Source organism: Micromonospora eburnea (assembly GCF_900090225.1).
Classification (GTDB): Bacteria; Actinomycetota; Actinomycetes; order Mycobacteriales; family Micromonosporaceae; genus Micromonospora; species Micromonospora eburnea.
Genome location: NZ_FMHY01000002.1, coordinates 2,899,658 through 2,912,223, shown reverse-complemented (window position 1 = coordinate 2,912,223; position 12,566 = coordinate 2,899,658). Strand labels below are relative to the sequence as shown.

The 12,566-nt window shown below is 72.6% G+C and carries 9 protein-coding genes; 6 read left to right on the top strand and 3 right to left on the bottom strand.

Going from position 1 to position 12,566, the window contains the following annotated elements:
- Positions 1–28: 28 nt before the first annotated feature.
- Complete coding sequence (locus GA0070604_RS13650; RefSeq protein ID WP_244161879.1) at positions 29–1,984, bottom strand: AfsR/SARP family transcriptional regulator; 1,956 nt, start codon at positions 1,982–1,984, stop codon at positions 29–31.
- A 608-nt stretch (positions 1,985–2,592) separates the two neighbouring features.
- Complete coding sequence (locus GA0070604_RS13645) at positions 2,593–3,942, bottom strand: FAD-binding oxidoreductase (protein WP_208602041.1); 1,350 nt, start codon at positions 3,940–3,942, stop codon at positions 2,593–2,595.
- A gap of 423 nt (positions 3,943–4,365) precedes the next feature.
- Between GA0070604_RS13645 and GA0070604_RS13640 the strand changes: the two genes are divergently transcribed.
- Genes GA0070604_RS13640 through GA0070604_RS13615 form a run of 6 tightly spaced genes read left to right on the top strand, consistent with a single transcriptional unit; the run spans position 4,366 to position 10,725 of the window.
- Entirely contained in the window at positions 4,366–5,616 is a 1,251-nt protein-coding gene (locus GA0070604_RS13640) for an aminotransferase class III-fold pyridoxal phosphate-dependent enzyme (RefSeq protein WP_167363456.1), read from the top strand.
- Entirely contained in the window at positions 5,613–6,992 is a 1,380-nt protein-coding gene (locus GA0070604_RS13635) for a class-III pyridoxal-phosphate-dependent aminotransferase (protein WP_091118288.1), read from the top strand. Before GA0070604_RS13640 ends, GA0070604_RS13635 begins: the two co-directional genes overlap by 4 nt.
- Entirely contained in the window at positions 6,989–7,699 is a 711-nt protein-coding gene (locus GA0070604_RS13630; RefSeq protein ID WP_091118287.1) for a thermostable hemolysin, read from the top strand. Before GA0070604_RS13635 ends, GA0070604_RS13630 begins: the two co-directional genes overlap by 4 nt.
- A complete protein-coding gene (locus tag GA0070604_RS13625) occupies positions 7,689–9,317 on the top strand; it encodes an AMP-binding protein (RefSeq protein WP_091118286.1) in 1,629 nt (542 codons plus the stop codon). The genes GA0070604_RS13630 and GA0070604_RS13625 overlap by 11 nt, the downstream gene beginning before the upstream one ends.
- Entirely contained in the window at positions 9,314–10,246 is a 933-nt protein-coding gene (locus GA0070604_RS13620) for a TauD/TfdA family dioxygenase (RefSeq protein WP_208602040.1), read from the top strand. Before GA0070604_RS13625 ends, GA0070604_RS13620 begins: the two co-directional genes overlap by 4 nt.
- Positions 10,243–10,725, top strand: a complete 483-nt coding sequence (locus GA0070604_RS13615; protein ID WP_091118284.1) for an SRPBCC family protein — start codon at positions 10,243–10,245, stop codon at positions 10,723–10,725. The genes GA0070604_RS13620 and GA0070604_RS13615 overlap by 4 nt, the downstream gene beginning before the upstream one ends.
- Here GA0070604_RS13615 and GA0070604_RS13610 read toward each other — a convergent pair.
- Positions 10,691–12,229: a vanadium-dependent haloperoxidase gene (locus GA0070604_RS13610; protein ID WP_208602039.1), complete on the bottom strand. Its 1,539-nt coding sequence runs from the start codon at positions 12,227–12,229 to the stop codon at positions 10,691–10,693. The two genes, GA0070604_RS13615 and GA0070604_RS13610, sit on opposite strands and share 35 nt — an antisense overlap.
- Between the last annotated feature and the right edge of the window lie 337 nt (positions 12,230–12,566).

Here is a 12,566-nt window from a genome sequence, read left to right as displayed (position 1 = left end):
GCACGGCCGCGTCAACTCGGGATCGCGGTCAGGCGGCGGTCTCCTCGAACTGCGGGACGGTCTCCTCGCGGCGCCGCAGGCCGAGCATCCGGCCCAGGGCCGCCATCCGGCTGGCCCGGGTCTCCAGCTCGCTGCACTCGGTGGCATAGATCCGGACGAGCGGCGGAAACCGGTGCAGGCAGGCGTTCACCTCGTCGAGCAGGTGGTGGTCGACGAGGACCTGAAGCTGGTGGTGGGCCTCGGCGTGGGTCAGCCCGGCGAGGGCCGCCGCCATCTGGATGGTGACCACCATGCTCGGGCAGCAGCCCAGCATCCGGAACACCCGGGCCGTCTCGGGGGGCAGTGCGGCGTAGGACACGGCCAGCGCGGCCCGGACGTCGGTGCTCGCGTCACCGCGTACGGCGAGCTGGTCGAGCCGGGTATGTGGAAGGCGGTAGCGGCGGACCAGTTCGGCCGGGGTGAGGCTGGGCTCGGCCGCCAACGCCCCGGCCGCGATCCGCAGCGCCAGGGGCAGATGACCACACAGTTCCGCGAGCTCGGCGACGTCCTGTTCGCGGCCCGCCAGCCGACCGGCCCCGGCCAGGTTGGCCAACAGGTCGGTGGCCTCCGTGGTGGAGACCGGCCCGAGGGTCAGCCGGTACGCCCCGTCGCGCGCGGCCAGCCCGCGCTGCCGACGCCGGCTGGTGACCAGGACGCAGGCGGGACCACCGGGAATGAGCGGGCGGACCTGCTCGGCGTCCGCCGCGTCGTCGAGCACCACCAGCATCCGCCGGCCGTGCAGCAGGCTGCGGTAGAGCGCGCTGGCCGCGGAGAGGTCGCCCGGCACCCGTCCCCGCTCTACACCCAGACTGACCAGCGCGAAGGCGAGGGCGTCCAGCGCGGACAACGACCGGTCACCGTCCTGGGCGGAGCCGCGCAGGTCGACGAAGAGCTGTCCGTCCGGGAAACCAGCCGCGATCTCGTGGGCCAGCTCGACGGCGAGCGCCGTCTTGCCGACGCCCGGGCCGCCCTCGAGCACGGCGACGGTGGTCGCGCCGGGGCACTGCCGGTCCCGCTCCACCAGCTCGCGCAGCCGGCCCAGCTCGGAGGCCCGACCGGCGAAGCCACGCGGGCGGCACGGAAGTTGCGCCGGCCGGCGCAGTTCACCCGAGCGCGGTTCGACCCCGGCCGGGACCTCGGTCGTCGACTCGGCCGGCACCGGGTCGTCCAGGTCGGGATGCCCGACCAGGATCTGGTTGTGCAGGTCGCGTAGTTCCGGCACGGGTTCGATGCCCAGCTCCTCCAGGAGCAGCTGCCGGGTCTCCCGGTACAGGCTCAGCGCGTCGGCCTGCCGGCCGCCACGGTAGAGGGAGAGCATCAGCAGCCCGCGCAGTTTCTCGCGCAGCGGCTCCTTGGCCACGGCCTCGGACAGCACGGTCACCGCGTCCGCCGGCCGGTGCAGTTCGAGCAGGAGTTCGGCCAGCTCCTCCACCACGCTCAGCCGCAGCTCGTGCAGGCGGGTCCGCTCCACGGCGGCGAACGGCCCGGGGACACCGAAGTACGCCTCGCCGCGCCACAGCCGCAGCGCGGCGTGGTAGGTCTCCGCCGCACTCGTGCCGTCGCCAGCCTCCCGTAGCTGGCGGGCGCGCCGCCGCTGGGCCGCGAAGAGCGTCGTGTCCAGCTCGTCCGGATCCATGAACAAGGCGTACCCGCCACCGGTGGAGACCAGGACCTCGCCCATGTCCCGCCGGCTGCGACCCGGTTCGATCACCCGGCGCAGGCCGGCGATGTAGGTGTGCACCCCATTGGCCGCGGTTGGTGGGACCTCGTTGCCCCAGACCGCGTCGATGATCTCCTCGAAGCCGACCACGTCGTTGACCCGGCTGGCCAGCAGGCCGAGCACCGCCCGTTGTTTGGGCGGGCCCAGCGTGATCTCGTCCCCGTGGCGCCAGGCCCTCATCGGACCGAGCACGGCCAGGCACAGTGATTCCTGAACTTGTCGCACCGAACGCCTCCCCCAGCGTCCGCGCGGAGCCCCGGGCCGGGTGGCGACCCGATCCGTGGGCCCGGCGGCAGACCACCACCATCGTTGCCGCCCGCCGTGTTCGCGCTCCGACCAGTCGACCCGCCAGGCGACCAGACTGATCCACGAACGTCATTCAGATGGGCGGTTCGAATAGCTGCCCGCGGGCCGAATCGTTCTCGTCCGGAGGCGGACAGCCGCATCCTGTTTGTCGATTCTGATCGTAGGTAATTGAGCTCCTGCGGTTCCCTTAACACGATGCCCACCGGGGCGGAAGGCGGCGGTGGCGACGGCGGGACGCCAGCCTCCGGTGCCGGTGACATCACCAGGATCGGGAAAGACTTTGCCAGGCAGCGCCCTTCCCGACCACTCCTAAATTGCTCTGCGCGAGGACATTCTTGCAGAGGGTAGCCATCAGTGGCAATAGATGGGTGTCGCGCTTCCGACAAACGCCACATGTGGAGTATGCGGCATACGACCGAATGCGCCATCTGCCCGAAACATTTCCGGGCCACAGCGTTTACCGGACACCGCGCCGAAGTTAGAAGAAATGCGAGGTGAACAGTTTCGGTGTCAATTCGGAACAGTCATCACACCGCGCCGCGAGGCGGGATGTTGTGGTTGACCCGGAAGAGGTTCCCCGGGTCGTACACGGACTTGACCGCAGCCAGCCGCTCGTGCACGGCCGGGTCGAAGGCGGCCCGCACGGTGGCCTCGGTGGCGTCGTGCACGCCGAGGAAGTTGAGCAGACCGCCGCCGGTGCGCCACGGCCGCAGGCGCTCGTGCAGGCCGTCGTGGGCCGCGCGCAGGGTCTCCAGGTCGGTGCCGTTGACAACGGACATCGAGGAGACGCTGAAGCCGGCGTCCCGGCCGCCGACCGCGTTGGGCACCACCGGCGGACGGGCGTACGCCCCGCCGAGGTGACGCAGTTCGACCGCGTACGGCGCGTTGGCGTCGGGTCCGGCCGCGGCCAGCAGCGTCTCGACCGCCGGCTCCAGCTCCCGCAGGGCGACGTTCCGGCCGTAGCTCGCCGCCGGATCGGTGGGCTCATGGTGGATCGAGCCGACCCGCTCGTACGGCAGCACACCGAGGGTGTCCATCAGCGGGGACGCCGCCTTCCGCAGCGGCTCGACCAGCCGCTCCCCCTCCTCCGGCGCGCCGCAGTAGGCGATCCGCAGGTGCATGACGTACTGCCCGCGCAGCGGTGCGGGGGCGGCCTCGATGTCCGGCACCAGGACCAGCAGCACCGAGGAGGTCATCTCGTCCGGCACGGTACCCGTCCACCGGGCGTACGCGGCCAGCGCGTCGGGGACCGCGTCGGCGCCGAAGTAGAGGCCGCCACCGTACAGCTGGGACACGGGGAAGAGGTCGACCTCCAGCGCGGTGACCACGCCGAAGTTCCCCTTGCCGCCGCGCACCGCCCAGAACAGCTCCGGCTCCCGGTCCGCCGTGAGTCGGCGCGCCTGGCCGTCGGCGGTCACCAGTTCGACGGCCCGTACGTGGTCCGCCGCGAAGCCGTACCGCCGGCCCAGCATGCCGATCCCGCCACCGATGGTGTAGCCGACCGCGCCGACCACCGGGCTGGAGCCGTTGAGCGGCGCGAGCCCCTGTGGCGCGGTCACGGCCAGCACGTCGCGCCAGCGCACGCCCGCCTCGATCCGCGCGGTGCGGTTCGCCAGGTCCGTCCGCACGCCTGTCATCCGTCCGGTGTGGATGAGCAACGCGTCGTCGGCCGGCACCGCCGGTCCGTGCCCGGTGGCCTGGACCGCCACCGGTCTCCCCTCGGCGGCGGCGAGGCGCACCGCGGCCGCCACGTCGTCGGCGTCCACCGCCTCGACGATCAGGGCCGGCCGATGTTCGATGACCCGGTTGTACCCCGAGCGGTGCAGATCGTAGCCGGCGTCACCCGGACGGTGGACAGGTCCCGCAATCCCATTCATGACAGCAACCATAATGGGCGTATGGCCGGCCCGAGCTCATGTTACCTCGTCGTAATCAGATGCTGACCGTCTTTTCCGACAAGGGCAACGGGGTGGCGTACGTCGATAGATCGGGAACCATCCGGCAGATGTCTGATAGATGACTCAGTCGCGCCGCCGCGCGCCGGTGCGCGACGCCGCCCCCCACAGAACCCCGCTGACCTGCGCAAACCTCCAAGATCGAGAATCGCTTCCGGTCGACCGGACTAAGCGGACATACGCTCGAAGACAGCAATATGCGCGAAGACTTTTCGCGGATCGGGGGACATGCTGGAGCGGGTCGACCGGGCCGCCGGCGCCGCACCGCGTCCATTCCGCGGCACCTATGCCCGCGCCGCCCGTGTCCTTTTCCGCGCGAGTCGGCGGCCCGTGATTGGTGAACCCATGACGACCAATTCGCACCTGGAAACCCGCGACGCGCCAGACCTCGGCGACGCCGCCGTCGTCCACCGGCACCTGCTCGGCGCGCCCGCGCCGGACGCCCCCGTCATCCGGCGACAGACCGGCGCCCGGATCGAGGCCGCCGACGGCTCCTCGTGGCTGGACGCCGCCTCGGCCGGCTTCGGGCCCGGCCATCCGGTGGTGACCGGCCGCCTCATCGAGCAGGCCGGCCGGGTCGCGCTCTCCAGCCGGATCCTGGTGAGCCGGCCACTGGCCGAGGCGGTCACCGCGCTGCACCACCTCTGCCCGGATCCGCTGACGGTGTCCTACCTCTGCAACAGCGGGGCCGAGGCGCTGGACTCGGCGCTCAAGCTCGCCAAGGGCACCCATCGGGCCCGGCGACTGGTGGCCGGATTCGCCGGCGCGGAGCATGGCACCCTCGTCCACGGACTGTCGCTGACCCACGGCTTCCCGCTCCTGCCCGACCAGCCGCTGCGCCCGGTCGCCGTGCCGCGCGACCGCCCCGACGAGCTGGTCGAGCGAATCCGCGACGACGTCGCCGCCGTGGTGGTGGCCCCGGCGGCGCCCGGCCACCGGCTGGCCGACCTGTCGCCGCAGTGGTGGCGGCGGCTCCGGGCGGCCTGCGACCGCAGCGGCACGCTGCTGGTGCTCGACGAACGGCTCACCGGGCCGGCCCGGCTCGGCACCGACCTGGCCGTCAGCCAGCTACCGGTGCTGCCGGACGCGCTGGTGCTCGGCGAGACACTCGGCGCCGACGCGGTGCCGGTCGGCTGCGTGGTCACCAGCCGCGCCACCTACGACCGGGTCTACGCCCGCCGCAATCCGAGCCTGCACGGCTCGACCTTCGGCGCCAACCCGCTCTCCTCAGCCGCCGTGGCGGCCGTCCTCCGGGTGGCCGCGGACGATCGGCTCGCCGACCGGCAGCAGGACGTCGCGGGCCTCGCCCGGTCCCGGCTGGCGCCGCTGGTCGACACCGGCGCGGTGACCGATTTCGGCGCCGACGGCTCGCTGATCTGGTTGCGCGCGGTTTCCCCGGCCGCCGCCCGGGAGCTGGTCGCCGAGCTGGCCCGCGAACGGGTGCTGGTGCGCCCGCCGGACGGCGACGTGATCGCCGTGCTGCCCCCGCTCACCGCCGCGCCGGACGACGTGGCCGAACTCCTCGACCGGGTCGCCGCCGCCGGCGACCGGCTCGCGACGACCTGGCCCGACGGCCAGCGGGAGGTGCGTCGATGACCTCGCTGGACGACCGGCAGCGGATCTTCTCCGCACTGGGCCGGCACTGGAACCCCACCGCCGCGACCATGCTGGCCGCCGCCGGACGGTCGGTGGAGAGCCACGCCAGCGGCACCCAGGTGTACGCCGAGGACGGCACCGCCGCGCTCGACCTCGCCGCCAGCTACGGCGTGTTCCTGGTCGGCCACGGCAACCCGCGGGTGGCTGAGGCGGTCACCGAGGCGCTCCGCCAGGCCTCCGCGATCCCGCCCGGCGCGGTGCACCCGGCCACCGCCGCGCTGTTCCGCGCGCTGCTGGACATCCTGCCGGCCGGGCTCGACCGCTTCGCGCTGGGCAGTTCGGGAGCGGAGATCTGCGAGACGGCGCTGCGCGCGGTCCGGCTGGCCCGGCCCGACCGGCAGCGGATCGTGGTCGCGGAAGGCAGCTACCACGGCAAGACCCTGGCCGCCCTGTCCCTGCTCGGCCAGCGCAACCACCGCGCGCCGTTCGAACCGCTCGGCACGCACCTCGTCGTGGTCCCGTACGGTGACGCCGCGGCCGTGCGCGCGGCGGTGGCCGACGGTTCGGTGGCGGCGGTGTTCCTGGAACCGGTGCTGGGTGGCGCGCACCTCACCGTCCCACCGCCCGGTTACGTGCGCGAGGTCGCCGCCGCCTGCGCGGCCACCGACACCCTGTTCGTGGCCGACGAGATCCAGACCGGTTTCGGTCGCACCGGGCGGATGTTCGCGGTCGAACACGACGGGGTCCGGCCGGACGTCATGCTGCTGTCCAAGGCGCTCACCGGAGGTTTCGTCCCGGTCGGTGTCTGCGCGCTGAGCTCCGCGGTGGTGGAGGCCGCCGGCCGGCACCCACGGTGGCACCCGTCGCTGCTGGCCTCCGGCTCCTCGGTCACCGGCGTCGCGGTCGCCGCCGCGGCGGCCACCATCGACGAGGTCCGCGAGCGGGACCTGCCCGCCCGGGCCGCCGAGCTGGGCCCGCGCCTCACCGAGGGCCTGGCGGCCGCCGTACGCCGGCACCCGAAGCACCTGCTGGCGGCGCCGGGGATCGGGCTGATGGCCGGCCTGCGGACGGCCAACCCGGCGGTGGAGCTGATGGTGTCGATCGGCATGGGGCAGCGGGGCGTGCACACCGGGCACTCGCTCAACGAGCAGATCAGCGAGCCGGTGCTGCGCACGTACCCGCCGTTGACCTGCACCGCCGAGGAGATCGACCAGGCACTCGCCGCGCTGGAGGAGACGCTGACCTGGCTCGACCGGCAGCCCCGCGCGCTCACCCGGGCCGCCACCGCGCTGCTGCGCCGGCAGTACCGGATCCCCCCGCGGCTGATGCTGCGGCTGCAGCGTTCCCCGATCCGGATGGACTGGCAGGCGGCATGACGATGACCCGACCCGCCACCACCCTGGGTGAGCCGGCGGCGAGCATCGGCGCGGAGGCCCTGCGGGTCCGCGTCGTGACACCACCGTCAGTCGAATGGGACGCGGCCGCCGCGTTCGTCCGGACCGGGTACGCCGAGATCTACAACGCTCTGATCGACCCGGCGCCGGACTGCTTCGTGGTCGCCACCAGACGCCGTCCCGGCCGACCCGAGGAGATCGTCGCCTGTGGCGGGATGACCTTCCACTCGCACCAGGGCTTCTTCTCCGAACGCTATCTCGACCAGCCGCTGGAGGAGGTGCTCCAGCGGGTGGCCGGAGCGCCGGTGCCCCGGCACGACGTGGTGGAGGTCGGGAACTTCGTGGCCGTCGGCGGCAGCGGGGCCGAGTTGATCCGGCTGCTGCCGCTGCTCGCCTGGTGCCAGGGCATGCGCTACGCGTTGTGCACCGCGACCGCCCCGCTCGCCGCGGCGCTGCCGCAGTTCGGCGTGCCGTTCGTGTCCCTCGGGCGGGCCCGGCCGACCTGGATGAGCGCCGGCGAGCGGCTGCGCTGGGGGACGTACTACGACCAGGCGCCGACCACCGGGCTGGTGCCGCTGGACCGGATCGGCGAGCTGGTCCGTGCCTGCACCGGCCGATACCGCTTCGACAACCTCGATCTGGCGCTACGACGGGACCTGCCCGGGGAGACGATGACCGATGCTCATTGAGGAGCGGCTCGCCCGCCTGGCCACGGACGGGCGCACGTTGGTGGCGCAGCTGGACGACAGCGGAGGCGTCAGCGACGTCCTGTCCTACCGGGACGGGGTCGGCGCGGCCCGCGCACTGGCCGACCGGCTCCGCCTGGCCGACACCCGGCCGGTGGTGGGGGTGCTCACCGGCAACACCCCGGAATTCGTGGTCGCCGACCTCGCGCTGCTGCTCTCCGGCGCGGTGGAGGTGCCGGTGCCGCTGGCGTTCTCGGCCGAGCAGGCGAACAGCCTGCTCCGCGAGGCCACCATCTGCCTGGTGGACGAGGCGGGCCGGCGCCGGCTGGCGGAGTGGGACGCCGGCCGAGTGCTGCCGCCGGGCTGCCAGGTGGTGCCGGTGGAACTGCCCGACCTGCTCTCCGCTGCCCGCCAGGCCCCGCCGGAGCGCCCCTGGCCGGACTCCCCGTGGCGGGACGAGCAGGCGATCTGCAAGGTGGTGCACACCTCCGGCACCACCTCCCGACCGAAGGGGGTCCGCATCCGCGGGGCCGGCCTGGACGCGTTGCTCCGGTCGCTGGACCGGGTGATGCCCGCGAACGCGTACGCCCGGTACCTGTCACTCGTCCCGTTCAGTCTGCTGATCGAGCAGGTGGCCGCGATCTACCTGGTGATCTGCCACGGCGGGACGGTGGTGCTGCTGCCGCCGGACGAGCCGCTCATCGGCACGTCCTCGTTCGCCGCGAGCGGGGTGCTGCGCTACACCCCGGCGGCCCGGCCGACCGCGCTGGTGGCCACCCCCGCGCTGGCCGAGGAGCTGGCCGACCGGGCGGACCGGGCGGCGGAGCTGGGGCGACCGGTGGCACCCGAGCTGTTCGGCCGAGACGAGGCCCCGCTGATCTGCTGCGGCGGCGCGCCGGTCGACGTCGGCACCCTGCACCGGTTGGACCGGCACGGCCTGTTCGTGTACGAGGGCTACGGGCTCAGCGAGAACAGCTCGACCGTCTCCTGGAACGTCCCGGGCCACCGCCGGATCGGCACGGTCGGGCAGCCGCTGGACCACGTCGAGGTACGCCTGGCCGACGACGGCGAACTGCTGGTGCGCAGTTCGTCGCTGTTCGCCGGCTACACCGGCACCGATCCCTCGGCCTGCCTCGTCGACGATGGCGGTTGGCTGCACACCGGTGACCTGGCCGAGATCGAGGAGACCGGCCACATCCGCATCGTCGGGCGGAAGAAGAACGTGATCGTCACCTCCGCCGGGCGCAACATCGCCCCGGAGTGGGTGGAGGCGCAGTACGCGACGTTGCCGTTCGTCCGGGCCAGCGCGGTCGTCGGCGACGGGATGCAGACGCTGCACGGGCTCTTCCTCGTCTCCGAGACGACCGACGACGCGAGCGCCCGGCGCGGGATAGCGGCCCTCGGCGCCGAGCGGCTCTCCGTGGTGGAGCAGGTCTCCGCCGCCTGCGTCCTACCCGCCAGCGACGAGCTGTACGGGCGGTACTTCACCGTGACCGGCCGGCCCCGGCGGGACGAGATCAGGGCCGCCATCGCCGACGGACGGCTGCCCTGCCGGCCGCTGGACTCGCCGACCGACCGGCCGGCGTCGACGCCCACCCCCATCGACACGCTCGGGAGATGACGGGAATGCTGACGACCACGTTCGCCATGAGCCGGTACGGCACCGGCAACGGACTGCTCTGCACCGGGCCGGCCACCGCCGACCTCACCGACCTCGACCCGCTGGTCACCATCCGCCTGCTGCGCGAGTCGGGCTTCATCCTGTTCCGCGGCTTCCGCGCCGACCTGGAGCTCTTCTCCGCCCTCGTGCACGCGATCTCCGGCCGGATCACCCTCGACCCGGCCCGGGAGTTCCACGGCGGGGACGTGGCGCAGAAGGTCGACGCCGGCACGGCCGCGGTCGGCCTGCACATCGAGAACGGCAACAGCCCCTTCGCCCCCGATCTGACCTGGTTCTTCTGTGAGAAGGCGGCGGCCGAGGGGTCGGAGACCACGGTCTGCGACGGCTACCGGGTCTGGGACGCCTTCAGCGAGGAGGCCCGCGAACAGTTCGCCGCGCAGGACATCGCGTACAGCCGGCGGGTCGAGGAGAACCGCTGGAAGGCGTTCGTCCAGCACCAGCTCGGCGACGACAAGCCCGCCGAGGAGATCACGGTGGACGACATGCGGGCGCTGGCCACCGGGCCGGGCCGGACCGTCATCGAGCCGCTGGACGGGGGCGCGATCCACTACGAGTTCCAGGTGCCGGCCGCCCACCCCACCCTCTTCGGGTCCCGCCTGGCATTCGCCAACAGCATCCTCGGTCCGTCCTACAACTACGAGAAGCCCCGCATCACCTTCGCCGACGGCACCGAATTCTCCGAGGAACTGATGCGGGAGGTGGAGGAGCGTACGGCGGCCCTGACCGAGAACATCGAGTGGCAGGATGGGGACGTGGCGCTCATCGACAACACCCGGGTGATGCACGGGCGGCGGGAGATCCTGGACCCGGCCCGCACCATCTACAACGCCCAGAGCTACCTCTCCGACGAGCTGCGCGCGGCGGTATGACGGAGGTCGTCCAGGAGCGGATCACCGTACGGGCGCCGGCCGCCGCGGTGTACGCGGCGGTCAGCGACGTCCGTCGGATGGGTGAGTGGAGCCCGGAGTGCGTCGGCGCGACGCTCGACGCCCCGGGCTCCCCGCTCGCCGTGGGCAGCACCTTCCGCGGCCACAACCGGCAGGGCCGGTGGCGCTCCTGGACCACCCGGTGCACGGTGACGGCGGCCGAGCCGGGCCGCTGTTTCGCCTTCGACGTGCGGCTGGGCGGGGCGCTGGTCTCGACCTGGCGGTTCGAGCTGACGCCCGCCGCGGACGGCGGGACGGAGGTCGTCCAGTCGTGGTGGGACCGGCGCGGACCGGCCCGACGCAGGATCGGCGCCCTGACGTCGGGGATCCGCGACCGGTCCCGACACAACCGCGACGGAATGCGGCGTACGCTCGCGGCGCTGAAGGTCAGCGTCGAGTGCGCAGCACCGCCTCACCGTTGATCTGCCGCCGCACGAACTCGTACGCCAGGTCGCCGATCTTCCGGCCCATCTCCCACGACGCCTGGATGGCGGCCGGGAAGTGGACCCCGCCCCAGTAGCGGCTCATCCCGCAGTCGTGCATCCAGTCGGTCCAGGTGTCCCAGCTCAGTACGAGGTCCTCGCGCGGGGTGATGCCGGGCTCGATCAGCGAGGAGCCGGCCTTGCGCTCGAACCGGAACCGCACCTGGTCGGTGCCGAGATAGCGGCGGGCCGCCTGCACCTCGGCGGCGCAGAGCGCGGTCGAGCCGGACGGGTACTCCGAGTGGTCGGCCACGAGCAGGTAGGCACGCCACTGCTCGGCGGGCAGGTCGCTGACCGTGCCCTTGCCCGGGCCGCCCCAGGCGGTCACCTTCTGGCCCTGGTAGACGTGGCGGATGGCGGTGAACGGGCGCACCGAGTCGTAGATGTTCTTGTTGTACCAGGCGGCGATGGCGGCGTCGAAGGTCGCGGTCTCCGCCACCGCGTGCAGGTGCACCCATTCGTCCAGGCCCAGGTTGCGGCTCTGGAGAGCCGCCCCGACGGCGAGTCCGAGGCTGGCGAACTTGTCGTCGAAGAACTCGGCCTTCGTCTTCTGCTCGTCGGTGAGCCCGGCGGAGGTGGCCAGCATGGCGTCCACCTGCGCCTTGTACGCCGCCTTGTTGCGGTGGTTGCTGGCGGTCGGCGGCGGGACCAGGAACTCTTTCGGGTCGGTGTAGCTGTACGGGGTGACGTGCTTCAGCTGCGGGGTGACGAACTGCTGCACCTGGAAGATGCCGTTGCCCTTGGTGACGATGGCCGGCTGCCAGTGCGACGCGTCGGTCAGCTCGTACGCGGTGTTGCGGGGCCGGTAGCCGGTGTAGTCGGCGTACGGCTGCCGGTGGTAGACCTGGCCACCGTGGTCGCCGAGCTGGTTCATGCCGTCGTGTTCACGGGCGGCCGCCAGGCCCCGGCCGGTCAGGTTGCCGATGCCCACCGGGGTGCTCGGGTCGGTGCTGTCGTCGGCCGGGTCCAGGCCGACCGACTGGAGCATCTCCCGCCAGGTGTCGGCGTACTGCGGCATCACGCTGTTGAACACCCGGAACGAGGCGTACAGGATGGCGATGTTCTTGTTGCGGTTGGTCGCCGCCTCCGCGCGCGGCCGGCGGGGCAGTTGCGTGTAGATGCCCACCGCCGTCGGGTGGTAGGGGGCGATCGCGTCGAACCAGCACAGTTCCAGCATGTTCGCGAACCGGATGATCAGGGTGGCGTCGCTGGGCGCGACGGTGGCGTAGACCGCCGGGCCGGCGAACGGGCCGAGCACGGACTCCGCCGCGTTGCCGGTGTCGAAGTCGAACGGCGGCTCGGCGGACGCGCTGGTCGGCGTGGCCGCCGAAACGGCGCTGGTCCCGCTGAGGGCCAGGCCGACGCCGGCGCCGGCCGCGCCGAGCAACATCGAACGGCGGGAGGTGGCGTGCTGGCGCACCCGGGCCAGCCAGTAGTCCTGCATGGTTTGTCCTTTTGGGGAGGGCGCCGGCGGTCGACCGACGCAGGCGGGAGTGATGGACCGGGCTGCCACCGGCCGACGCGAAAGGCCGGCGTGACACCGGCCACGCGGGGTCGACGCGGTGGAAGCGGCGACGGGCCGCGCGATCACTGGTGGCGAGGCTGGTCCGACGAGGACGGTCGGGCCGATCCGGAGCAGCCGGACCGACGATGAGAGGCTCATGACCTCTCGGCGCAATTCCCATCCTGAGAGTGGGGGCGATCACTGTCTTCTCCCAGATTGCTGGTCGGACAACATCCCGGAACCCTGTCCGAACGTCGGTCCCGCCGTCACCCGACTG

Bases quoted from the DNA above. Each gene is read 5' to 3' on its own strand.
- GA0070604_RS13645 (WP_208602041.1), bottom strand. From the start codon at position 3,942: ATGAATGGGATTGCGGGACCTGTCCACCGTCCGGGTGACGCCGGCTAC.
- GA0070604_RS13640 (WP_167363456.1), top strand. From the start codon at position 4,366: ATGACGACCAATTCGCACCTGGAAACCCGCGACGCGCCAGACCTCGGC.
- GA0070604_RS13635 (WP_091118288.1), top strand. From the start codon at position 5,613: ATGACCTCGCTGGACGACCGGCAGCGGATCTTCTCCGCACTGGGCCGG.
- GA0070604_RS13630 (WP_091118287.1), top strand. From the start codon at position 6,989: ATGACGATGACCCGACCCGCCACCACCCTGGGTGAGCCGGCGGCGAGC.
- GA0070604_RS13625 (WP_091118286.1), top strand. From the start codon at position 7,689: ATGCTCATTGAGGAGCGGCTCGCCCGCCTGGCCACGGACGGGCGCACG.
- GA0070604_RS13620 (WP_208602040.1), top strand. From the start codon at position 9,314: ATGACGGGAATGCTGACGACCACGTTCGCCATGAGCCGGTACGGCACC.
- GA0070604_RS13615 (WP_091118284.1), top strand. From the start codon at position 10,243: ATGACGGAGGTCGTCCAGGAGCGGATCACCGTACGGGCGCCGGCCGCC.
- GA0070604_RS13610 (WP_208602039.1), bottom strand. From the start codon at position 12,229: ATGCAGGACTACTGGCTGGCCCGGGTGCGCCAGCACGCCACCTCCCGC.